Source organism: Litoreibacter sp. JB4-2, assembly GCF_055693445.1.
This window is the reverse complement of sequence record NZ_CM146334.1, coordinates 1,815,443-1,838,481: the sequence shown is the minus strand read 5'-3', so window position 1 is coordinate 1,838,481 and position 23,039 is coordinate 1,815,443. Positions and strand designations below refer to the sequence as shown.

General features: G+C 59.5%; 20 protein-coding genes, 1 tRNA gene and 1 pseudogene. 9 read left to right on the top strand and 13 right to left on the bottom strand.

Translation table 11 applies throughout. The features are described 5' to 3' along the window. Window positions 1–158: 158 nt before the first annotated feature. From ACZ1G7_RS09175 to ACZ1G7_RS09165, 3 genes are all read left to right on the top strand, one after another. Window positions 159–1,748, top strand: a complete 1,590-nt coding sequence (locus ACZ1G7_RS09175) for a hypothetical protein (protein WP_472663511.1) — start codon at window positions 159–161, stop codon at window positions 1,746–1,748. Between the two features lie 259 nt (window positions 1,749–2,007). Then, on the top strand, window positions 2,008–2,460 hold the full coding sequence (locus ACZ1G7_RS09170; RefSeq protein ID WP_472663510.1) for a VPLPA-CTERM sorting domain-containing protein: 453 nt from the start codon (window positions 2,008–2,010) through the stop codon (window positions 2,458–2,460). 211 nt (window positions 2,461–2,671) lie between these two features. Continuing rightward, the gene (locus ACZ1G7_RS09165) at window positions 2,672–3,406 is read left to right on the top strand and encodes a hypothetical protein (RefSeq protein WP_472663509.1); all 735 of its coding nucleotides are present in this window, start codon (window positions 2,672–2,674) and stop codon (window positions 3,404–3,406) included. Window positions 3,407–3,562: 156 nt separating this feature from the next. Here the strand turns inward: ACZ1G7_RS09165 and ACZ1G7_RS09160 are convergent. Next, window positions 3,563–3,637 (bottom strand) — tRNA-Gln (locus ACZ1G7_RS09160). Between the two features lie 91 nt (window positions 3,638–3,728). On the opposite strand from ACZ1G7_RS09160, the pseudogene ACZ1G7_RS09155 reads away from it, so the two are divergent. Then, a pseudogene (locus ACZ1G7_RS09155) lies at window positions 3,729–4,906 on the top strand (BaiN/RdsA family NAD(P)/FAD-dependent oxidoreductase). Between the two features lie 184 nt (window positions 4,907–5,090). Here the strand turns inward: ACZ1G7_RS09155 and kdsA are convergent. The 5 genes from kdsA to ACZ1G7_RS09130 all read right to left on the bottom strand — a co-directional run bounded on the left by kdsA (window position 5,091) and on the right by ACZ1G7_RS09130 (window position 9,891). Beyond that, entirely contained in the window at window positions 5,091–5,924 is an 834-nt protein-coding gene (gene kdsA, locus ACZ1G7_RS09150; RefSeq protein WP_472663508.1) for a 3-deoxy-8-phosphooctulonate synthase, read from the bottom strand. A gap of 12 nt (window positions 5,925–5,936) precedes the next feature. Further along, window positions 5,937–7,652, bottom strand: a complete 1,716-nt coding sequence (locus ACZ1G7_RS09145; protein ID WP_472663507.1) for a KpsE/RkpR family capsule polysaccharide export protein — start codon at window positions 7,650–7,652, stop codon at window positions 5,937–5,939. Then, window positions 7,630–8,289, bottom strand: coding sequence for an ABC transporter ATP-binding protein (locus ACZ1G7_RS09140; RefSeq protein ID WP_472663506.1), 660 nt, complete (start codon window positions 8,287–8,289; stop codon window positions 7,630–7,632). Before ACZ1G7_RS09140 ends, ACZ1G7_RS09145 begins: the two co-directional genes overlap by 23 nt. A gap of 245 nt (window positions 8,290–8,534) precedes the next feature. After that, the gene (locus ACZ1G7_RS09135) at window positions 8,535–9,563 is read right to left on the bottom strand and encodes a permease (RefSeq protein ID WP_472663505.1); all 1,029 of its coding nucleotides are present in this window, start codon (window positions 9,561–9,563) and stop codon (window positions 8,535–8,537) included. After that, the gene (locus ACZ1G7_RS09130; RefSeq protein ID WP_472663504.1) at window positions 9,556–9,891 is read right to left on the bottom strand and encodes an ArsR/SmtB family transcription factor; all 336 of its coding nucleotides are present in this window, start codon (window positions 9,889–9,891) and stop codon (window positions 9,556–9,558) included. Before ACZ1G7_RS09130 ends, ACZ1G7_RS09135 begins: the two co-directional genes overlap by 8 nt. Before the next feature lie 73 nt (window positions 9,892–9,964). Between ACZ1G7_RS09130 and ACZ1G7_RS09125 the strand changes: the two genes are divergently transcribed. Both ACZ1G7_RS09125 and ACZ1G7_RS09120 read left to right on the top strand, forming a co-directional pair. Further along, the gene (locus ACZ1G7_RS09125; RefSeq protein ID WP_472663503.1) at window positions 9,965–10,558 is read left to right on the top strand and encodes a uracil-DNA glycosylase family protein; all 594 of its coding nucleotides are present in this window, start codon (window positions 9,965–9,967) and stop codon (window positions 10,556–10,558) included. 29 nt (window positions 10,559–10,587) lie between these two features. Beyond that, window positions 10,588–11,319 carry an SseB family protein gene (locus ACZ1G7_RS09120; protein ID WP_472663704.1) on the top strand — a complete coding sequence of 244 codons (732 nt, stop codon included), beginning with the start codon at window positions 10,588–10,590 and terminating at the stop codon, window positions 11,317–11,319. Window positions 11,320–11,426: 107 nt separating this feature from the next. Here ACZ1G7_RS09120 and ACZ1G7_RS09115 read toward each other — a convergent pair whose 3' ends face one another. The 6 genes from ACZ1G7_RS09115 to ACZ1G7_RS09090 all read right to left on the bottom strand — a co-directional run bounded on the left by ACZ1G7_RS09115 (window position 11,427) and on the right by ACZ1G7_RS09090 (window position 18,001). Next, window positions 11,427–12,356 carry a 2-hydroxyacid dehydrogenase gene (locus ACZ1G7_RS09115; protein WP_472663502.1) on the bottom strand — a complete coding sequence of 310 codons (930 nt, stop codon included), beginning with the start codon at window positions 12,354–12,356 and terminating at the stop codon, window positions 11,427–11,429. A 7-nt stretch (window positions 12,357–12,363) separates the two neighbouring features. Then, a complete protein-coding gene (gene rodA / locus ACZ1G7_RS09110) occupies window positions 12,364–13,503 on the bottom strand; it encodes a rod shape-determining protein RodA (protein ID WP_472663501.1) in 1,140 nt (379 codons plus the stop codon). After that, a complete protein-coding gene (gene mrdA / locus ACZ1G7_RS09105) occupies window positions 13,500–15,443 on the bottom strand; it encodes a penicillin-binding protein 2 (protein WP_472663500.1) in 1,944 nt (647 codons plus the stop codon). The genes rodA and mrdA overlap by 4 nt, the downstream gene beginning before the upstream one ends. Further along, window positions 15,440–15,976, bottom strand: a complete 537-nt coding sequence (locus ACZ1G7_RS09100; protein WP_472663499.1) for a hypothetical protein — start codon at window positions 15,974–15,976, stop codon at window positions 15,440–15,442. Before ACZ1G7_RS09100 ends, mrdA begins: the two co-directional genes overlap by 4 nt. Next, entirely contained in the window at window positions 15,969–16,892 is a 924-nt protein-coding gene (gene mreC / locus ACZ1G7_RS09095) for a rod shape-determining protein MreC (protein ID WP_472663498.1), read from the bottom strand. Before mreC ends, ACZ1G7_RS09100 begins: the two co-directional genes overlap by 8 nt. Window positions 16,893–16,963: 71 nt before the next feature. Continuing rightward, entirely contained in the window at window positions 16,964–18,001 is a 1,038-nt protein-coding gene (locus tag ACZ1G7_RS09090) for a rod shape-determining protein (RefSeq protein ID WP_472663497.1), read from the bottom strand. A gap of 155 nt (window positions 18,002–18,156) precedes the next feature. Here ACZ1G7_RS09090 and ACZ1G7_RS09085 point away from each other — a divergent pair, with 155 nt between their 5' ends. After that, window positions 18,157–18,927, top strand: coding sequence for a 23S rRNA (adenine(2030)-N(6))-methyltransferase RlmJ (locus ACZ1G7_RS09085; protein WP_472663496.1), 771 nt, complete (start codon window positions 18,157–18,159; stop codon window positions 18,925–18,927). Between the two features lie 155 nt (window positions 18,928–19,082). On the opposite strand, the gene ACZ1G7_RS09080 is transcribed toward ACZ1G7_RS09085, so the two are convergent. After that, on the bottom strand, window positions 19,083–20,639 hold the full coding sequence (locus ACZ1G7_RS09080) for a 2-isopropylmalate synthase (RefSeq protein WP_472663495.1): 1,557 nt from the start codon (window positions 20,637–20,639) through the stop codon (window positions 19,083–19,085). Window positions 20,640–20,851: 212 nt separating this feature from the next. On the opposite strand from ACZ1G7_RS09080, the gene ACZ1G7_RS09075 reads away from it, so the two are divergent. Continuing rightward, window positions 20,852–21,505, top strand: a complete 654-nt coding sequence (locus ACZ1G7_RS09075; protein ID WP_472663494.1) for an SDR family oxidoreductase — start codon at window positions 20,852–20,854, stop codon at window positions 21,503–21,505. Next, window positions 21,499–23,025, top strand: a complete 1,527-nt coding sequence (locus ACZ1G7_RS09070) for a cryptochrome/photolyase family protein (protein WP_472663493.1) — start codon at window positions 21,499–21,501, stop codon at window positions 23,023–23,025. The genes ACZ1G7_RS09075 and ACZ1G7_RS09070 overlap by 7 nt, the downstream gene beginning before the upstream one ends. The last annotated feature ends 14 nt before the right edge of the window (window positions 23,026–23,039 follow it).

Here is a 23,039-nt window from a genome sequence, read left to right as displayed (position 1 = left end):
ACACTCCGTGCGATATTTTAAGAGGTACACCCATGTCAAATTATCCGTTTCGCACCATATCGGCGGCAACAGCACTCTGCCTAATCAGCACCACGTCCTCCGCAGCTGTATTTCAAATCGGAGGTGATCTGAGCACTCTTTCAACGACAGACCAAAACATGTTCGACGATCAGATCGGCGCAATCGCGTATCAACCGCAAGATCTGACGATTGTGGATACCGGGATTTTGCCGACCAAGGTTATTGGTGAGGTCAAACAGATTTCCAACAAATTAGCAGTCGACGCATACGATACCGCAAAAGCCCTATATGACACGGCAGCCAAGGCTAGGGCTCTTTGCAATGGAATTCCAATTTGTCTAGATTTCGCCCCCGATTTACCTGCCTTTCCGGGCAGTCGTCCACCTTCGACTCTCAAGGATGGGACCCAACTCACCATTTCAAATGTCGGTGTCAAATTCGGTCTTGGGGGCGAGTTCAACGTGGGCGAAGGCAAGGTTTCTGCGTCGCAGGAATTCCAGTCGAATTTCACCGTGGACAAGGACAACTTCGAGGCAGGTGACGTGCTGACAATCGGCACCTCCGCGGACTTTGGCACTGCTTCGCTGAGCAGCGAATTGGGCGGTGTTGATGGCAAAATCGAACAGATTGTCAGCCTAAGCTCAACGGCGAAGCTTGAGAGCTACGTCCTTGGTGCCGAGCTGGCCAATGACACATTTATCGACGTAGATCTCAATGATGATCGTACAACTATCGTCGGATTTGAGCTGGATGATCAAACCGTTGAGCTGACAGGACTTGGCCAAACCTTACCGATTGAGGTTCCAGCCGGCGTTGGCTACGAATTTAGAGTACCGTTCCCTGTCCCCAAAAGCCCGGTAAAAGTTAGTGTTGCTGATGTGGCAGTTTTTCTCCCGGACATGGACATTGAAAATGCCACCGGCCTGTCCAGCATAGGGCCTTTCGATGTGTTGACTGCCGTTGAAACCTCTCGCAAAGCTGACGGTGATAGGACCGGTGCTGGTCTTTTTTCACCGACATTTTCTCCTACGGGCGGAGTACTTCCAGAAGACTTCCTAAAATTTGATGTCGACGTTGATGTCGTCACTGTCACCAAGGGCGTGGCACTGGGCGCACAGATAGGGGTCCCAGGGGTTGCAAATGTGTCTGCAGATCTCCTTGACCTTGATGCGGGCGGTTTTTTCTCGCTAGGGCAGGATCAACGGTTCGAAACCAAAGAAATCTTTGTGACATTGAACTTTAGCAAACCAACAGAGGTCGAAACCTCTCCTGGCTCAGGCATCTTCGAGACCGTTTCCTCAAAGACAGTAGTTTTGGGCACAGAGGTCGAGATCAAACATCCTGGTGGCGATCTTGAGGTTACTCCGGAATATTCGATGGGTACGAATTCCTACTTTAACCGAACCCTAATGACGTTAAGCCCGGCCATAACACTGGCCTTGGGGCAGTTCGATATTGGAGGGGCACTCGGACTTGCTTTGCCGGGCAATTTGAGTGGCTTTACATTGTTTGAAGAGGTATTCGAGCCAATCGACACTTTTGAACTTGGCGATATCTTCAACGAAACCTTTAGCCTGTCTAACTTCGATACGAAACTCGGTTCGGCGTTCTCGCTGACGGCAAATCCAGGGGTCGCGATTTCAGCAGTGCCTCTGCCCACGACCCTGCCTCTGCTGGTCGGTGGCCTTGGTCTGCTGGGCGCCCTGCAGCGCCGCAGGAAGCACTAGCCTGATCCAAAAGATGGGCATGAAGCGCCCGCGGATATGAAACAAGAGGCGCCAAGTCTGTCTTGGCACCTTTTTTGTATCAAGCGCATGGGCCAAGTGCCTTTGCCTGAGAACGCAAGCATCTCAGGGCAACCTGCGCTCAGACCAAGATTGCGACGGGTCTGACATCGGCCCGGTTCGGAAAATTGAGGTATTCCCCTCATATGGAAAGATCACCAAACAGGTTAATTTTTCCATCTATGTTTGTGGAGAGAGTAACATGTATATCAAATCAATGTTGGCATCAGCAGCGCTGGCCATGTCAGCAGCAACAACGGCACAGGCCGCAGTGGTGGATTTCCAGGGCACAACCTACGATGTGACGTCGATAACTACATCTTTCACGGATGCCAGCGCGATTTTGACGGCGCAGGTGTGGTGGGGCAACTTTAGTATTGCGCAATTTTTTGCGAAGGAAGCGGCCCTTCTGCCAGTACCGTTTTACGCGGTCGCTTCGCCCGGTAGAAAACCTGTGGACGTCGTCGTATTTGACACTCCAGCCAATACCTTTGTCGAAGCCCCCAGCTTCCCGCTTGACGCTGTTCGGACCTTTGCGGTCGCAACCGCTATACCACCAGTACCCGCTGTCCCGCTTCCCGCCGGCGGATTGCTGCTTTTGACGAGCCTCTGCGGCATTGCGGCATTCAAACGCAGAAAAAACCGCGCAACATAACCAAAGGTCGCGCGGTCAACTCTGGCGGCAGGTTATCTAGTGCGTGGGCTCCTGCCCAAGAGGCGTCGGTCAGCCCCGACGCCTCTTTCGTTCATATCGCCGAAGCTTTGTCTTGTAAGCTCCTCTCTTTGCATCGCGGCGAACGACAAATGCGCCGCGCCCTTCTGTCATGCAACGGGTTGGACTACTTCGAGCTCCATCACGCTCCGGTTTGAAGACAAAGGCAGGTCGAGCTAAGGCTGGCTGGAAGACGCACAGTCAGAACAGATCGTTGCTTGCAGGAAAAATCGTCGATGAAGTGGGGGAGCCCCTTACCCCATCCCAAACCAAGAAGGCAGGCAAGCGATATCGCTACTATGTCTCGCGCCACAAGATCGAAGCGCGCAAACCTATCGGCCAGGGTTCAGGCTGGCGTCTTCCGGCGGGGCAGTTTGAAGACATTATTGCCAACGCGATCCTTTTGCATCTGGAAGATGCGGCAAAGACGCAGATGCCACCTGAGCCATTCTGCAAGGATGATATAGACCCCTTTCAGCTAGTCCAACGCGTCAGCGTGACGGACGGATCAATCGCTATCGAACTGAATGCGACAGGCGCAGCGACTATCTACATTCCCTTCACCATGCAGAGGAGGGGCGTAGAGACGAAGCTCATCATCGCGGACCAATCACGAGACCCTGACGCCAAACTGATTGCCAATATCGCGCAAGCTTTGAAATGGTACGACCTACTCAAAACGGGTCAGAGCTTTGACCAGATCGCAAGAGATACCGGTACGTCAAAACGCCGGGTCCAACAAATGATCCATCTGGCATTCCTGGCACCCGACATCATTCGTGATGTCTTGAATGGCCGCCAGTCTCTTGGCTTCACCTCTGATTGGTGCCTGCGCCATGAGATTCCCAGCGTTTGGCAAGACCAGCGGACACTCATTAAACACCTCTAACTCGTATCGCCGAATTGGTCGACTGAGACAGTCGCGACATTTGCGTTGGATTTTGCGCTACTGTGCAGTCTCAGAGAGATCGCGCACCAGGTAACCTGCGGACAACACGCGTCAATTATTCGACACGTCTCGCATCAGCTGTTTTTAAGTGGTGGTTGGCTGGGGTGGTAGGATTCGAACCTACGATCTCCTGTACCAAAAACAGTTGCCCTACCGCTAGGCCACACCCCAATACTGGAGCGTGACTTAATCTGGCTCGGGTCGCACTTCAACCCTAAAATCGTTCCTTGCGGCTCGGAATTGGTCCGTTTAGGCGCTAGGCATGAAATTTGATGTAACAATCATTGGGGCCGGGGCGGCGGGCATGTTCTGTGCCATCGAGGCGGCGCGGCGTGGGAGGCGGGTTGTGGTTGTCGATCATGCCCGAAAGCCGGGTGAAAAGATCAGGATTTCCGGCGGTGGACGGTGCAATTTTACCAACCTTCACATCGCGCCTGAGAAATTCTTGTCGCGCAATCCGCGCTTCGCCCTGTCGGCGCTGAAGCGGTACACACAATGGGATTTCATTGAACGCGTTGATCGCGCTGGGATCGCGTGGCACGAGAAAACGCTTGGGCAATTATTCTGTGACGGCTCGGCGCAACAGATCATTGATATGCTCTTAGATGACATGGCGGAGGCGGGGGCGGAGCTGTTGCTGGGCACGGAGGTTGCGTCTGTGGGGCCTTCGCATGACGGTGGTTACGTGGTTGCGACGTCTAAAGGCAATTTGCAGTCCGCGTCGCTGGTTGTTGCGACCGGCGGCAAGTCGATCCCGAAAATGGGTGCGAGCGGGTTTGGATATCAGGTGGCCCAGCAATTCGGGGTGCCGCTAGAGGAAACACGTGCGGGGTTGGTGCCTTTGACGTTTGATCCACGGTTTCTGACCAAGACCAAATCCTTGCCGGGGGTGTCGACGCGCTCAGAAGTGCGGGGGGCGGGGCCAGCTTCGCGGAAGGGCTGCTTTTCACGCATCGGGGATTGTCGGGGCCGTCTATTTTGCAGGTGTCGTCTTACTGGCGGGAGGGGGACAGCCTGACGGTTGATCTGGCGCAGGGGCAGGATATCCTGGCGGCGTTGACGGAGGATCGGCGCGGGTTTGGGAGGTTGTCGATCAAGAACGCTTTGGCGCGGCATTTGCCGGAGAAGCTGGCGGCGCTGATCGTGGCGGAGGCGGGGGTTGACGGCAATCTGGCTGATCAAAGCAAGGCGGCGCTTCAGAAGCTGGCGGAGGTGACGCATGGCTGGCGGGTGAAGCCTGCGGGATCGGAGGGGTACCGGACGGCTGAGGTGACCTTGGGCGGCGTCAGCTGTGATGCTTTGGAGGCGCGGACGATGGAGGTGAAATCCCAGCCAGGGCTGTATTTCATCGGTGAGGTCGTTGACGTGACGGGCTGGCTTGGCGGGTATAATTTTCAATGGGCCTGGTCATCGGGATGGGCGGCTGGGCAGGTCGTTTGAGCGGCGCCCCGCATGCGGGGAATCTGATAAGATATTGATCTGAAACCAGTTCTGAAATTTTTTAACTATTTGGAAAGGGTCGGGTAGGGGTCTTTGATGCCGCCCCAGACGCAGACCTATTGGGGGCCAGCCCCCAAACCCCCGGAATATTTTTGAAACAATGAAGGTGGTGGGGCCGGGTCGCTTAGACGCGGCAAGGGGTTTCTTTGGCCAGTCGGTCGAAATCCATCAAGGATTTGACAAGTGCGGCCATCTGATCGAGCGGGATCATGTTGGGCCCGTCTGAGGGCGCGTTATCGGGGTCTTCATGGGTTTCGATGAAGACGCCTGCGATGCCCAAAGACACGGCGGCGCGCGCCATAACAGGGGCAAATTCGCGTTGCCCGCCCGATGAGCCGCCTTGCCCGCCCGGCTGCTGCACGGAATGCGTCGCATCCATGATCACCGGGTAACCGGTCTTGGCCATGGTTGGCAGGGACCGGAAGTCGGCGACAAGCGTGTTATAGCCAAAGGAAGCGCCGCGTTCGGTCAGCATGATGCGTTCATTGCCAGTGCTTTCGACTTTGGCAATGACATTGGGCATGTCCCAAGGCGCTAGAAACTGGCCCTTTTTGATATTCACTACGGCCCCTGTTTTCCCGGCGGCAACAAGCAGATCGGTCTGGCGCGACAGGAAGGCCGGGATTTGCATCACATCCACCGCATTGGCGACGGCGGCGCAGTGTTCGGGCGCGTGGACATCGGTCAGGACCGGGCAGCCGATGGTTTCGCGCACGTCGGCCAGAACCTGCAGGCCTTCTTCCAGCCCCAAGCCGCGTTTGCCCGAAAGCGAGGTGCGGTTGGCCTTGTCATAGCTGGCTTTGAACACATAGCCCGCACCTGCAGCCACGCAGGCGGCAGCCATGGTTTCGGCAATCATCAACGCGTGGTCGCGCGTTTCAAGCTGGCAGGGGCCAGCGATGACGGTCAAGGGCAGGTCGTTGGAGGCCTGCACCTTGCCAAAAGAGACGGTTTTCATGTGGCGTGTCGCCTATACCTGTTCGCGTAGGATCGAAGATGTCAGCGACACCATCAGGTAGATGCCCGAGAAGATCAAGAACGCCAGGATCGTATTTTCGAATTTGCGCGGATATGTCGGCTCGTCGGGGGCCACGGGGCTGACGGCGACGGAGAGGTAGCGCACCTGGCGGTTGGCTTCCAATCGGGCCGCTTCAAACGCGGCTTCGGCCTGAGCGAGCAGGCCCTGACGGACCTCCAGATCGGCCTGAGCCACCAGAAGTTCGCCCGAGATACGTGCCAGCGAGCCTGATTGCGCGTTGCTTTCTGTCAGCTGCGCGCGCTTCTCGTCGATCAGTTTTTCCAGCTCTGCGATCTTGTTCTGCGAGGCGGACACCTTGGCTTCATTGGGCCGTTGGTTGGCCAGAAACTGTTGCAGGGAGATGCGTTCGGTCAACAGCTCGGATTCGAGCTGGGTGATCTGGCCGAACACGGCCTGCACTTCGCTTTCTGGGCTCAAGACGCCGAGCTTTTCTTGAATTTCAACGATCCGGTCCTGCGCCGCGATCATCTTCTGTTCCGCCTCTTTGCGGCTTTGATCGGCCCCATCCATCTGGTCGCCGCGCTTGCGGGCGGTCAGCTGGTCAACCTGTTCTTCTGCATATTGGATCAGTTGTTTGGAAAACAGCGCGCTGGTTTCAGGATCGGCGGCGATCACCTCCATCTTGATGATGCCTTCGGTCGGGTCGTAGCCAATCTTCACGCTTTTGGCGAATTTCTTATATGCTGCCTCCTGCGAGGCTTCGGGGTCCAGCTTTTGGATCGGATCGATACTGGGTTGGCTGAAATGTTCGCGGAAGCCTTCATCCGCGTCGAGGCGCAGCATCGCGTCGCGCGATTGCAAATAGCCTTGCACGGTGATCAGATCCTGACTGCTGGCCAGCGGAGAGCCGGACAGAATCCCGCCGCCCAAGCCGCCGCCACCAGCGGAATCTGCTGCCTGGATGACGAATTCGGATTTCGTGCCATACATCGGCGTGGCGACGCCGTAGAAGTAATAACCCGCAATCGCTGTGGGCAGCAGGACAAAGACCATCAGCCGCGCGACAAGAAGCATGGCGCGCTTGCGGCGACGCCGCGCAATATCGCGCTGGATATTCATCACCTCTTGCGCCTGTTCGGAGGCGGCGGAAACCTCGGTTGATGGCAATTGCGGCTCTCGCACCTGCGGGGAGAGCGCGCGGCCCTGCTGGGGCACTGCGGCGGGGACCGTTGCCGGTTGCGCCGCAGGTTGGGTTGCCGCATCCGCGCCGGACTGTGACTGCGCATCAGAGAGCACCAATTCCAGCATATTGGCGCGTTTGAACGGGTCGATCCCTTTGGCGCGCAACTGCCGCACCGCGTCATAGTCGGAACTGGGCGTGAGGCCCTGACGCTGCGCCACCCGGCGCGCCATGCGCAATTGACGCCCGGTCAGACCTTCGCGTTTGATCGCGTCGATATCGCCTGCGGGCATTGTCGGCGCCGCATCGGGTTTGGCGGCGGATTTTTTGGGGAAGGTCTGCGCCCCGAACCCGTCATCTGTGGTGGGCAGGAACAGGCTTTCAGCCGGGTTGCCAGTGTCGGGCTGCGCTTGTGCACCGGTTTTGGCCTGCGTATTGGCCGCCGTTTGAGGCCCGGCCTCGGACACTGGTGCCGGGCCCGCCTTGCGCTTGATGCGAAACTTTTTAGCTTTGGGTTTCGTACTCATAGAGCCTCTTGGCCTCTTCTAAAGTGTCGAACATATGCAGTTTGCCATTCAACAGCACGCCCGCAGAGCGACAGAATTTTTCCAGCGTTTCCGCCTGATGGCTGACCACCACCAAGGTGGCCGTTTTCAACCGGTCGCGCAGGATCGTGCCCGCCTTGCGGTTAAATTCGACATCGGTAGTGGACGGCATCCCCTCGTCGATGAGATAGATGTCAAACTCCAGCGCCAGCATCAACGCGAAGGTGAACCGCGCCCGCATCCCTTGCGAATATGTGCCGACGGGCATGTCGAAATATTCCTTCAACCCGCACAGATGACGGCAGAACGCCTCAATGTAATCCGGGTCGAGCGAATAGAGCCGCGCGATGTAGCGGCAGTTTTCGGTGGCCGTGTGCTTGGGCACCACCCCGCCCATGAATCCCAGCGGGAAGGAGATGCGCGACGTGCGCACGATTTCGCCCTCATCGGGTTTTTCGAGCCCGGCCATCATATTGATGACCGTGGTTTTGCCGGTGCCGTTGGGGGCCAGAATGCCGATGGAATGGCCCAGCTCCACGCGGAAGGAAGCGCGATCAAGGATCACCTTGCGCTGCGTGCCCGTCCAGAAGGACTTGCTGACCTCCCTAAATTCGATCATCTCGGCGTGCCCGATCTTTGAGTGCCCCGTTTGCCCGCGATCTTTGCGCCGCTTCGGGTGACATTGCGCGCCAATGGCCCGCTGCCCTGTTATGGCCGACCGGAGCCCCACAATTCAATGATATCCGCGTAAAGAAGCGATGAATTTACCAAGTTTGGGCGCGATTTCGCCTTAAATCCGGAAACAATGCGCGAAATTTGCGGTGAAACTGCCGGGATTGTTTCCAGATTGGCAAGAATTTGCGGCTAAGCCAGCAGGTTCCAGACCACGCCCGCAGCGACCGCGCCCACAAATGCCAGCCCCAGATAGGCCGCGAACACCCGCGGCTTGACCAGCGCCCAGACCGCAATGGCCGCCGGGATCGAGCTGACCCCGCCCGCGATCATGAAGGACATCGCGGCTCCGTTGCTCATGCCCTGCGCCAGAAGCGCGTCAACCAGGGGCACCGCCGCGTAGCCGTTCAGATAGGCCGGGGCGCCGACCAGCGCGCCCAACACGATCGGCTCCATGCCCGCCCCGCCCAATACGGTTGCCACCCATTCGGCCGGCACGTAACGCAGCATCAGGCTTTCGATCAGGTAGGCCAGCAATAGCCACTTGCCGAGGAAAAGTGCGTTTTCCAGCACCGTGTCGCGGAACACTTCGCGCCGGGCCGGGTCGCGCCAAAAGGACCAGACGGGCGTGCCTGAAAACGGCGAGCCGCAGCCGCAGCACCCGCCTTGCGATACCTCCCGCAGCGGACTGGAAAATAACGCTGAGCCGGACAAAGCCTTCACCACCAGACCACCAAACACCCCAAGGCTAACGGCGGCGGCGGTTTTGGCAATTGCAAATTCAAACCCCAACGTCCCGGAGGTGATCAAAAACATCGCCGGGTCCATCAACGGGGAGGCCAGCCAAAACGCCATCACTGCTGACAATGGCGCGCCTGCCACCAGCAGGGCGGCGATGAAAGGGATCACTTCGCAGGAACAAAACGGTGACAGCCCGCCCAAAAGTGCCGCCAAGCCGATCATGCGCATCTCACGGCCCTGAAAAGCTTTTGCGACGACGGCCTCGGCACCTGTCGCCTTCAAATAGCCAATCGCGAGCACGGCAAAACTGATGAAGATCAGCGTATGCCCAAAGGCCGACGCGGTGAATGTCAGCGTAGGCCACAGCTGTGCGGGGTCAAAGACCAGCAAAAGCAGCGGGATCAACGCGATGACGACCCAAATCTTCGAAATGGACCGGATCCGGCCGCTGAAGGAGGGGGCTTGGGTCACATCAGCCATGGTCAGGTCCTTTTTCAACATCGGCGCAACATTCGGCCATCAAGAAGTCGTTGAGCCGTTTGAACGTCCCGTAATCGGCCGCGGCACAAATGATCGACCGGCCATGCCGCGTCTGTCGTATCAACCCCGCCTGCACGAGAATTTTCAGATGATGCGTCAGGTTGGCGCCTGAAATGCCCGTTGCGTCGCCCAGAACGCCAATGCTCATCCCCTGATCACCCGCGCGGGTCAGATGGCGCAGCAACTGCAAGCGCTGCTCGGAGCCCAGAGCGGCATAGGCGCTGGCGGCTTCAACAAGGGACAGGTCTGGCTGATCAAATGATTTCATATTTCTAATATTGTAGAAATATAAAAAAATGCAAGTCCTGTTATTGGCGCGCGTTTGCGCTATCCTCAAACCCATGGTTCTTTCCGAATTGAAACAACAGCTTGCGGGCTGCAAAATCTGCGCCGACCGCTTTGCCCAAACGCATACCGGCCACGCCCCGCGCCCGGTCGTGTGGTTCGATGCGCCCGCAAAGATTCTCATCGCAGGGCAGGCCCCCGGCGCGCGCGTCCATGAAAGCGGCAAGCCCTTCACGGACCCGTCGGGCGACCGGCTGCGCGATTGGTTGGGATTGGATGAGACCATTTTTTACGACAGATCCAAGCTCGCCATCGTGCCGATGGGCTTTTGCTTTCCGGGCTACACTGCCAGCGGGTCCGACCTGCCGCCGCCCACGATCTGCGCCAAAACATGGCGCGCGCAGATCATCGATGCGCTGCCCAATATCCGGTTGACCGTGCTGGTCGGCGGCTATGCGCAAAAATGGCATCTGGGGCACAGATCCTCGGTCACGGACACGGTCGCCGATTGGCAAAACCACGCGCCACATATATTTCCCTTGCCGCACCCGTCCTGGCGCAATACCGCATGGATCAAACGCAACCCGTGGTTTGAGACGGACACGCTGCCCGCGCTCAAAACCGCCGTGCAAGAGGCCTTGCAAACGTGACCACCCCGCTCGATCAAGCCCATGCCAAAATGGATCATTCCGATGCAGACCGGCTGCAATTTTATGAACGCCTCGCCGATGCCGAGCTGTTCTTGTTGCTGGACGCTGATCCCGAAGGCGATCAGATTACGCCGCGGCTATTCCCAGTCGAAGATCAGACGCTGGTGCTGGCCTTTGACCGCGAAGACCGGCTGGCAGATTTCGCAGGCGCGGCCCCCTATGCCGCCTTGTCGGGGCGCATCCTGGCCGAAATGTTGTCTGCGCAATCTTTAGGGCTTGGTCTCAATCTGGAGGTCGCGCCATCGGCCATTGTCCTGCCTTCCGATGCAATGACATGGCTGCACCAGACGCTGGGCACGGCCCCTGAAAATGTCGATGCAAAACCGTCCGAGCTGCACCCACCAAAAGACCTGCCCGAAACTGTGCTGACCGGGCTGGATACGAAATTGGCACTGACCGCAGGGCTCGCGCGCAGCGCCTATCTCTGCGCGGTGACCTATGAAGGTGGCGCTCAGTCGCATATGCTGGCCTTCGTCGATGCGGTGCCGGGGGCCGAAAATGCGCTCGCACAAGCCGTGAATGAAGCGTTGGTCTTCAGCGGTATTGAGGCCGGCGCGCTCGACGTTGCATTTTTCTCAGCCAGCGATCCGATGGCCGCAAAGCTGGCCAAGACAGGTCTGCGTTTTGACTTACCTGAGCCCCCAAAGGCGCAAACCTTAGCAGCCCCCGGACGTGATCCCAACAAACCACCCCGGCTGTGATTTTCATTGTTTCAAAAATATTCTGAGGTTTGCCCGCGCGGCTCGGAGCAAAGCTCCGAAAGAGCGCAAAACATACTGCGCGGCGCAGCCGCCCTTTGGATCACGCGTCAATAGCCCAGCGTACGGTCCACGAGATGTAGGAACGGCTCGCCCGCTTCGCCACGCCGGATATTGTCGGCAATGACCTCGCTCGCGGTCACCGCACGGGTCTCCGATGCGATATGCGGTGTCACGGTCACTTTGGGATGGGCCCAAAACGGGTGGTCCGCGGGCAAAGGTTCGACCCGAAACACATCCAGCGTGGCATGCGACAGCTGCCCGCTCTCCAAGGCGGCCAAAAGCGCGTCATCATCGATCAGCGGGCCGCGCCCGGGGTTGATCACCACCGCGCCGGGCGCGAGTTTTTCCAGTGTGGCGGCGTCCAGAATGTTCTGCGTCGCTGGCGTCTCAGGCAGCAGCAGAACAACCATATCGGCGCCCTGCAATGCATCACCCAACCCCGCCTCGCCCGCGTGACAGGTGACGCCCGGCACTGATTTCTGGCTGCGCGCCCAGCCATGCACGTCAAAATTTAGCGCAGCCAATTGTGCGGCGCAGGCTTGCCCCAAGGCGCCCAAGCCCAGAACCGCAACTTTGCGCTCACGCGCCAGCGGCGGCGCGCCAAGGCGCCAATGCCCGTCCTGGCCCAGAATATGCGCGTCCATGCCCAGATGATGGCGCAGCACATGGCCCGTCACCCATTCGACCATGCCCTCGGTCAGCCCGTGATCGACCATGCGGCAGAGCGGCTGGGTCAGGGTCGTATTGCTGACAATCGCCTCGACCCCGGCCCAAAGGCCCAGCACGGCCTTTGTGTTCGTGTAGGGCCGCAAATCGGCAACCGCCCCGTCGGGTGTGAAGATCATGTAATCGACCTCCGCCGGCGGGAACTCCCGTCGCAAATCGCACTCCAGATCGGCGGCCGCAAAGGCGCGGCGCAGATGCGGGGCATAGGTGTCCCAATCCGCGTCTTTGGCGGAGAACAGAACATTGATCATGGGCAGATTACCTCGGGCGGTGTACATGGGCCGATTGCACCAGACCGAAGCCCAGCATCAACACCAGCATGGCGGAGCCGCCATAGCTGACCAGCGGCAGTGGCACCCCTACCACGGGCGCCAGCCCCATCACCATGGACATATTGACGGCGAAAAACAAAAAGAAGGTCAGCGCGATGCCAAGGGTCAGAAGGGAGGCAAACCGGTCCCGGTTGGTCAGCGCGGAGACGATGCAAAACACGATCACCAGCATATAGAGCGTCAGCAGGGACAGCCCGCCAAGGAAGCCGAATTCCTCGGCCAGGGTGGTGAAGATGAAGTCGGTATGCTTCTCGGGCAGGAAGTTCAACCGGGACTGGGTGCCTTGCATATAGCCGCGCCCGGTCCAGCCGCCCGAGCCCAGCGCGATTTTGGACTGGGTGATGTGGTAGCCCGCGCCCAGCGGGTCGGATGACGGGTCCAGAAACGTGTCGATGCGGCGGTATTGGTAGTCTTTGAGCAGCTGCCATTCCGTCCCGCGCGACCGGAACACGGCGCCCACAACGCCTACGGCCGCGCCGATCACGGCGGCAAAATATAGCCAGCTGACGCCGGCAAAAAACATCAACCCGCCGCCGCCAAAGACCAGCAGCAACGCGGTGCCCAGATCGGGTTGGCGCAAGGTCAGGTAGGTGGGCAGGATGATGATCAAAACCGGGATGATCACCCAGATCGGCCGGGAGATTTTCTTGACGTCGAGCCAGTCATAATAGGCCGCCAAAAACGCGACCAAGGTGATTTTGGTCAGCTCGGAGGGTTGCAGTCGCATGAAGCCCAGATCAATCCAGCGCTGCGCGCCCATGCCGGTGGCGCCGAAAAACTCGACGGCGACCAGCAAAAGCACGGAGATCACATAGGCCAGCCCTGCCATATTGCGCAAAAACCAGACAGGCATCATGGCGACGATGAACATTACGGCAAGGCCCAGCCCGAAGCGCTTCATCTGCGGTTCCGCCCATGGGCTGAGGGAGCCCCCGGCGACAGAATAGAGCATCAGGAAACCGACGCTCGCAATCGCGATCAACAGCAGCGTAATCGGCCAATTCAGATAGAGCAGCTTGGACGGGCCCGTTGGCACCGCTTTGTGGTTATAGGCGAGATATGTCATGCCTCAGACACCACTTTCGGGCCATCATCGGGATCGCTGATCGGAAGTTCTTCCAACGCGGATTCGATGCGTGCGCGCTGCGCGGCCGGGTAAGCAGACAAGGGTGGCATGCCGCCATTTTGTGCGGCCAGAATGATGTCGCGCGCGATGGGGGCCGCGGCGCGTGAGCCGCCGCCGCCATGTTCCACCACAACCGAGATCGCGTATTTCGGCTTGTCGTAAGGCGCAAACCCCACAAAGAGCGCGTGATCGCGCCGTTCCCATGGCAGGTCTTCATTGCGAAACACGCCCGCGCGGCGTTCAGCGGCGGTGATGTTGCGCACCTGGCTGGTACCGGTTTTGCCCGCCATGCGTTGCGTTTTGTCGTCAATCCGGGTGCTAAAGGCGGTGCCGCGCTGTTCATTGCTGACGGCAAACATCGCGTCGCGGATGTGGTTCAGGGCAGAGGTCGAAATGCCCAAAGGCTGCCCGCTCAGGCTCGGCTCATCAACATCGTTGACGGCGCGCACCAGACGCGGGCTGACGGCGCGCCCGGTGGCCATGCGCGCGGTCATGACGGCCAGTTGCAAGGGCGAGGCCAAAACGAAACCTTGCCCGATTGAAGCGTTGAGGCTGTCACCGATCAACCAGTCTTCGCCGCGATTGGCCGCTTTCCAGGCACGCGTCGGCATCAGGCCGGAGGCCACGGCAGACATAGGCACAGGGTGGCGTTCCCCCAGTCCCAATTTGCGGGCCATTTCTGAAATTCGGTCAACACCGACGCGCTGCGCCATGTCGTAATAGTAAACGTCGCAAGACTGTTTGAGCGAATTGCGTAGATCCATCTGCCCATGCCCGCCGCGTTTCCAGCAATGGAACCGGCGGCCCGACACGGTGGTATGGCCCGGGCAATAAACCGTCTCACCGGGGGAGACGAATCCGCCTTCCAACGCAGCAAGCGCCACCACCATTTTAAAGGTCGAGCCGGGGGGATATGTTCCCTGCACGGCCTTGTTGGCGAGGGGGCGGTATTTGTTTTCAGTCAGTTCGGCGTAGTCGGCCACGGAAATGCCGCGCACAAATTTGTTTGGATCAAAGGCCGGGGCCGATCCAATCGCCATCAGATCGCCATTTGTCACGTCGATGACCACGGCGGCGGCGCTTTCGCCCGACAGGCGCGCTTGGACGAAATTTTGCAGCCGTGTGTCGATGCTGAGCCTGACGGTTTCGCCTTTTGTGGCCTCATCGCGGCCCAGTTCGCGCATCACGCGGCCATAGGCGTTGACCTCGACCCGTTTAGTGCCGGCCTTGCCGCGCAACGCGTCTTCAAGCTTGGTTTCGATCCCGGTTTTTCCCAGCTGGAATTTCGGGATTTGCAGCACCGGATCAGGGTTTTCGAGCTTGCTGAGATCGTAATCCGAGACGGGGCCGACATAGCCCACGATATGGGCATAATCATCACCGCGCGGATAGAAACGGCTGAGGCCAAATTCCGGCGTGATGCCGGGCAGGGCGGGCGCGTTGACGGCAACCTGGCTGACATCTTGCCAGCTGAGCCGGTCGGCCACTGTAATTGGTACGAGACGGGAGCGTTTCGACATTTCCTCAAGGATTTTGTCGATATCTTCGCGGTTGAGCGGGATCAGCCTGCTGAGATTGACGAGCGTGGCCTCTGGGTCATCGACCTCATCGCGCATGATGGTCACGCGGTAATTTTGTTCATTGCCCGCGATCAGCAGTCCGTTGCGGTCAAAAATCTGGCCGCGTGCAGGCGGCAAGAGCCTGATATTGATACGGTTTTCTTCGGCAAGCAGGCGAAACTGGTCGGCCTCATCAACCTGCAACTGGCGCATGCGCCCTGCCAAAATGGTGGCAAAGGTCGCCATGCCGACGCCCAGGATCAAACCGCGCCTGCTGACAGCGCCGAGGCTTTCCTCAGTGTCTTTTGGATTGCGTCTCATGCCAACACGCTCCCGTCCAGCTCACTTGGTTTGGGGCGGCGCACCCGCAACGCGAAGACGCAAAACGCCATCACGAACGGGTAGGCGATGACAGTGACCACAACATGCAGCAGGTTGGTGGCCAACCCGGCATGCTGCACGCCCACGATGGTTAAAAGCAGCGCATTACTGGTCACAATCGCGGTGAAGGCCACCCCCGCAATGCCAATTTCGACGACAGGCGAGATCTCGGTCGAGCCTTCGGCTTTGCGGCGCATGAATTCATAGCCCAGCAGCGACAGCGCGGGCCAAAGACCGATGGGGCGCAGGAACAGCAGATCGGCGATCAGATGCACCAGCACGATCATGCCCACCGGCGCCCATTGCGGGCGGCGCATGATCCACACGGCGGTGATGCAGAACAGCAGGTCAGGGCCGGGGATGCTGCGCGGCTCGGTCGTGAGCGGCAGCATTTTGAGGAAGATCAGCACCGCGCAGATCAGCAGAAACAGCGCGCGGTAGAGCAGCCTGCGCAGGGTGATCGGGTCAACCATCGCTCGCCTCCGCCTCATTTTGCGCAGTGTCTTCAGGGGCGGGCTCCGCGGCCAGCTCATCGGGGGCGATCAGGCCGCCGGTTGTGGCAATTTCAGGCGCGACCGGGGTGCGCAACACCCGCAGAAATTCGAGGCGGCCATAGTCAGCAGCCAGTTTCACCCGAAGCCGCCCGCCGGGCCCTTGGGCGATTTGGCCCACCAGAATATCGGCCGGGAATACCTTGCCGTCGCCGCTGGTCACGACGCGGTCGCCGGGCCGCACGTCCTCCAGGTTGGAGGCCACATCGACGGGTGGGGCCAACGTGTTGTCACCAATCAGCAACGCATTTTGCCCCGAAGGCTGGATCGTCACCGGCACCCGGCTGTTGGTGTCGGTTAGCAAGATCACCCGCGAGGTTTGATCGCCGACGCCGGAGATGCGCCCGACCAGCCCGAGCCCGTCCATCGTGGCCCAGCCGTCGCGGATGCCGTCGCGCGCGCCGACATTCAGCAGCACCGAGCGGCGGAAGGGCGAGCCATTGTCGGTCAGCACCACCCCGGTCACGAAGGTCAGCTGCGCGTTCAGCCGCACCTTGTTCAAATCCAGCAGCCGCGCGTTTTCCTGCCCCAGCTGGATCGCGGCCTCGTGCCAAGATTTCATCTGCTGCAATTCGCGGCGAAGTTCCTGATTTTGCTCATAGATGCGGGCGTAGGACTGGAAATCCTCGACCATACGGGTGAAGCGTGTGACCGGCACCAAGGCCCAGTCAAAGGAGGGCACGATCTGGTCCACCAAGGCGGACCGGAACCGCTCTACCCGCGGATTGTCGATGCGCCACAGCGCGAAGAAACACAGCAGCACAAAGACCATCGTTCCGATCAGAACGCGTCTGACCGGGCGGGTGTATTCCTCTTGTGACTGCCTGTCTCTTGCCAAAACGCTCACCTCCGGCAATCGCCGGGCTACAGTCTAGACCATTCGCGCCCCGCCGCGAAGGGCCGCGTCGATCAACTTTCGTAATCAATCACGTGGCGCAGCTGCTTTTCGTATTCCAGCGCCTTGCCGGTGCCCAATGCCACGCAGTTCAGGCTTTCATCGGCGACCGAAATGGCCAGCCCGGTCTGTTCACGCAGCGCCAAATCCAGCTCACCCAGCAGCGCGCCGCCGCCGGTCAGCATCACACCCCGGTCCACGATATCGGCCGCCAGATCGGGCGGGGTCGCTTCTAGGGCGGTCATCACCGCTTCGCAGATTTGCTGCACCGGCTCCGCCAAAGCTTCGGCGACTTGGGCTTGATTGATTTCTGTCTCTTTCGGCACGCCATTGAGCAGATCGCGGCCGCGAATTTGCATCGAGGCCCCGCGCCCGTCATCTGGCATCCGTGCGGTCCCGATGGAGGTCTTGATCCGCTCCGCCGTGCTTTCGCCGACCAGAATGTTGTGATGGCGCCGCAAATAGCTGACCAACGCCTCATCCATGCGGTCGCCGCCGACCCGCACGGACCGCGCATACACAATGTCGCCCAGCGACAGCACTGCCACCTCGGTGGTCCCGCCGCCAATATCGACAACCATGTTGCCGGTCGGATCGGTGATCGGCATGCCTGCGCCAATGGCGGCGGCAATCGGTTCAGCGATCAGACCCGCTTTGCGCGCGCCCGCACCCAACACGGATTGCCGGATCGCGCGTTTTTCAACGGGCGTCGCGCCATGCGGCACGCAGACAATGATCTTGGGTTTGGTGAAGGTGGAGCGTTTATGGACCTTGCGGATGAAATGTTTGATCATCTCTTCCGCCGTGTCGAAATCGGCAATAACGCCTTCGCGCATCGGGCGGATCGCTTCAATACTGCCCGGCGTGCGGCCCAGCATCAGCTTGGCGTCTTCGCCCACGGCCAGTACTTCCTTGCGGCCATTCTTGGTGTGATACGCCACGACGGACGGCTCGTTCAGCACCACGCCCCGGCCTTTGACATAGACCAGCGTGTTTGCGGTGCCGAGGTCAATCGCCATGTCAGACGAGAAGATGCTCGATAGAAAACCCATGTGCTGCTTATTCCTGCTCACTACATTTTGCCCCGGCGACTCGTCAGCCACCAAGCCTCGACAGCCCTTATAGAAAAGGGCAGGGCAAGGTTAAAGAGAGCCTAACACGCAAAAGGCGCTATTCCGCGCAGCTTTCCTGAGATACACCGGCCCAAATGCTGTCGTATCAACATATTTATCACGCCGGAAACCCGGCCGACGTGCACAAACACGCGCTGTTGGCGTCAATGCTTGACTACCTGACGCGCAAAGACAAGCCGCTGAGCTATCTCGAAACCCATTCCGGGCGCGGGCTGTATCAGCTTGATGCGGAAGCGGCCCTGAAAACGGGCGAGGCTGCTGCGGGCATCGGTGCGCTGCAAGCGAAACTGCGTGCTGATCACCCTTATATCCGTGCTTTGGATCACATCCGCGCCGCCCACGGGCCAAATGCCTATCCCGGCTCGCCGCTGCTGGCGTCCACGCTGTTGCGCAAGGGCGACCGCCTGCACTTGGCCGAGCTGCACCCGCAAGAATATGACGCCCTGTCAGAGGTGATGGTTCACAAGGCCAAATGCCACCATCAGGACGGGTTCGAGATGGCCCATAAGGTCTGCCCGCCGGACCCCCGCCGCGGCGTGTTATTGATTGACCCCAGCTATGAGATCAAATCGGACTATGAGACGATCCCGACCCAAATCCTGAAGCTGCACCGCAAATGGAACGTGGGCGTGATCGCGCTGTGGTATCCGATCCTGGATGGCGGCGCGCATGTCCCAATGGTGGGCAAACTGGAGAGCGCAGGTCTGCCCGGCGCGCTGCGCCACGAGGTCAGCTTCCCGCCCGTGCGCGAAGGCCACCGGATGGTCGGGTCGGGAATGTTCATCATAAACGCGCCATATGGCACAGCTGAGGCCACAGAGACATTGTCCGCCGCCTTCGCGTGAGCTTCATTGTTTCAAAAATATTCCCTCCGGAGGAGGACGAAACAGGTCTGCGAGCGCAGCAAATAAGGTTCGAGCTCACCTTAGCAAGAGGCGCCCGTAGAAAAAGCGCGCGCGGAACGCGCGCTCCTTAGGATCAGTTGGGGGGATCAGTTGGATCAACCTGCGTCTTTGTAGGACACTTCGGGCGTGTCACCGCCGGATTTTTCGCGCCGCACCAGAAGCCGGTTCAAAGCGTCGATATAGGCCCGTACGGAGGCCACAACCGTGTCCACATCCGCGGATTGGCCCGTGGCGATTTTGCCGTCTTCCTCCAGGCGGACGGACACAGTTGCCTGCGCGTCGGTCCCTTCGGTCACCGCGCTCACCTGATACAGCTGCAATCGGGCGGAATGCGAAAACAGCGCTTTCACCGCGTTGAACGCCGCATCGACCGGCCCGTCGCCCACTTGGCTGGTCGACAGCTCTTCGCCATCGACGCTGAGGGTCATTTCAGCGCGTTTCTCCAGATCCATGCCGCAGGACACTTTCATGGCTTTCAGCTGGATGCGGTCCTCTACATCTGAGCCCACCTGCATCAGCGCGATCAGGTCCTCGTCATAGACCTCCTTCTTCTGGTCGGCCAAGGCCTTGAACCGCACGAAGACGTCTTTCAACTGGTTGTCGCCCAGCTCATATCCCAGATCGGACAATTTCGACCGCAACGCCGCGCGGCCCGAATGTTTGCCCAACACCAGATTGGTCTCTGTCAGGCCCACATCCTCGGGGCGCATGATCTCGAACGTCTCGGCGTTTTTCAGCATGCCGTCCTGATGGATGCCGCTTTCATGCGCGAAGGCGTTTTTGCCGACGATGGCCTTGTTAAACTGCACTGCAAAGCCCGACACGGACGCCACCCGGCGCGAAATATTCATCAGTTTGGTCGTGTCGATGCCGGTGGTGAAGGGGATGATGTCGTGGCGCACCTTCATGGCCATCACGACTTCTTCCAGTGCGGTGTTGCCGGCGCGTTCGCCCAGCCCGTTGATCGTGCATTCGATCTGACGCGCGCCGCCTTCGACAGCCGCCAGGGAGTTCGCCGTGGCCATCCCCAGATCATTGTGACAATGCGTGGCGAAGATCACCTCGTCACCGCCCGGCACCTCCGCAATCAGGCGCCGGATCAGGTCCGCGCTTTCATTTGGCGCGGTGTAGCCGACCGTGTCGGGGATGTTGATCGTGGTGGCGCCCGCCTTGATGGCGATCTCGACGGTGCGGCACAGGTAGTCCCATTCGGTGCGCGTTGCGTCCATCGGCGACCATTGCACGTTGTCGCAGAGGTTGCGGGCGTGGCTGACGGTTTCGTGGATCTTGTCGGCCATCTCATCCTTGGTCAGGTTCGGGATGGCGCGGTGCAGGGGCGAGGTGCCGATGAAGGTGTGAATGCGCGGCTGACGCGCGTGTTTCACGGCCTCCCAGCAGCGGTCGATATCCTTGAAATTGGCGCGCGCCAACCCGCAGATCACGGCGTTTTGCGACTGCTGCGCGATGGCGCTGACGGCCTCAAAATCGCCTTCGGAGGCGATCGGGAAGCCCGCCTCGATGATATCGACGCCCATGTCGTCCAGCAGCCCCGCGATCTCCAGCTTCTCATCATGGCTCATGGTGGCACCGGGGGATTGCTCGCCGTCGCGCAAGGTGGTGTCGAAAATCACAACACGGTTTTTATCTGTCATTGGTTCGGTCTCTTAGCTTGGTTTTGGAGAGGTCCGGCGCTGGTCTGCACTGAGCGGCACGCGCCGGAAGGCACGCTCAGCGCAGGCTAAGAAGCAGTAGGGCGTTACGCCGCGTATGCTGGACCGTCATCATGGAGGGCATATTACAAAGCGCGCCCCAAAAGAAAAGCCTTTTCATTGACACAGGCAGGCGGCGCAATATGTCCGCCCCCATGAGCAGACATTTGATTATCGGCGCCTCGGGCGGGATCGGGACGGCTGTGGCGCGGGCCCTGCCGGGCGAAGTTGTGACGCTGTCGCGCAGCGCGGACGGGTTGGACGTCACCGACGAGGGCAGCATCGCGCATCACTTTGCCGGGCTCGACGGGCAATTCGACACTGTTTTTGTGGCCACAGGGTCGTTGACCGCGGGCGGGGAGCCGGAACGCGCGATCAAGGAACTGAAACCGGCCACGCTGGCGCAGCAATTTGCCGTCAACGCGATGGGCCCGGCGCTGGTGCTGAAACATGCGGTCCCGTTTTTGCCGCGTGACCGGCGGGCCGTGTTTGCCGCGCTTTCAGCCAGGGTGGGCAGCATTGGCGACAACAATATCGGTGGCTGGCACAGCTACCGCGCCTCGAAAGCTGCGTTGAACCAGCTGGTCCACGGCGCCGCGATTGAGCTGGGGCGCACGCATAAACACGCGATCTGCGTGGCGCTGCACCCGGGGACGGTGGAGACGCCGTTCACCGCGAAATATGCGGGGCATCACAAGACCGTTCCTGCAAGCGAGGCCGCGCAAAATCTGATCGCGGTGATGGACGGGCTCAGCACGGACCAGACCGGGCAATTTTTTGACTACGCAGGCAAAGCGATCCCATGGTGACGCTTGTCTTGGTGCTAGGCGACCAGTTGACGCCGACGCTTTCGGCGCTCGAAAATGCAGACAAAGACACGGACATCGTGGTCATGGCAGAGGTCGCGGATGAGGCGTCCTACGTGCCGCATCATCCCAAAAAGATCGCCTTCATCTTCGCAGCCATGCGCAAGTTTGCCGCCAGATTGCAAAGCGAAGGCTGGCAGGTTGCTTATTCGAAACTGGATGACGAAGGCAATACAGGCTCCATCACCGGGGAGTTGATCCGCCGCGCCGAGGAATTTGGCGCAAAGGAGGTCATCGCGACCGAGCCGGGGGAGTGGCGACTGATCGCGGCGCTGAATGACGCACCCTTGAAAGTCACACAGCTTCAAGACGACCGTTTCATCGCGTCGCACAAAGAATTCGAAGACTGGGCCGAGGGCCGCAAAGAGCTGCGTATGGAATGGTTCTACCGCGACATGCGCCGCAAAACCGGGTTGCTGATGGATGGGGACAAGCCGGTCGAGGGCAAGTGGAATTTCGACCATGACAACCGCAAAGCCGCGCCCAAATCGATCAATTACACCGGGCCGATGGAATCCACACCGGATGACACAGTTGAAGAGGTATTGGCGCTTGTAGAAGCCAAGTTCGGCAAGAATTTCGGGGAGCTGACGCCGTTCTGGTACGCTACCGATGCCGAGCAGGCCCAGCGTCAGCTTTCCCGCTGGATCACCTATGCGCTACCGCATTTTGGCGATTTTCAAGATGCGATGATGAATGACGAAAAGTTCCTCTACCATTCGATCATCAGCTTTTACATCAATGCCGGGCTGCTCGACCCACTAGACGTTTGCCGACAGGTCGAACAGGCCTACACAGACGGCCATGCCCCGATCAACGCGGTGGAGGGTTTCATTCGCCAGATCATTGGCTGGCGCGAATATATGCGCGGCATCTATTTCCTTGAGGGGCCCGATTACACCAGCCGCAACGTTCTGGGCCACGACCGCAAATTGCCTGCCGCCTTCTGGGGCGCTGAGACCAAGATGAACTGCATCGCCAAAACCGTCAGCCAAACGCGGGAGGAGGCCTACGCGCACCACATCCAACGCCTGATGGTCACCGGCAATTTCGCGCTGCTGGCGGGGATCGATCCGCATGAGGTGCATGAATGGTATCTCGCGGTTTACGCGGACGCCTATGAATGGGTGGAGGCGCCGAACGTCATCGGGATGAGCCAGTTTGCCGATGGCGGCATTGTCGGGTCAAAACCCTATGTCAGCTCCGGCGCCTATATCGACCGGATGTCGGACTACTGCAAAAGCTGCGCCTATAAGGTCAAGGACAAGACCGGTGCGGATGCCTGCCCGTTCAACCTGCTCTATTGGGATTTCCTGATCCGGCACCGCGACCGGTTCTCAAAAAACGCGCGGATGGGAAATATGTACCGCACCTGGGACCGGATGGGTGACGAACGCAAAGACACCGTGCTGGCCGATGCCAAAACGTGGCTGGACCGGCTCGACGCGGGCGAGACGGTCTAGGGTCAGGACGCTAG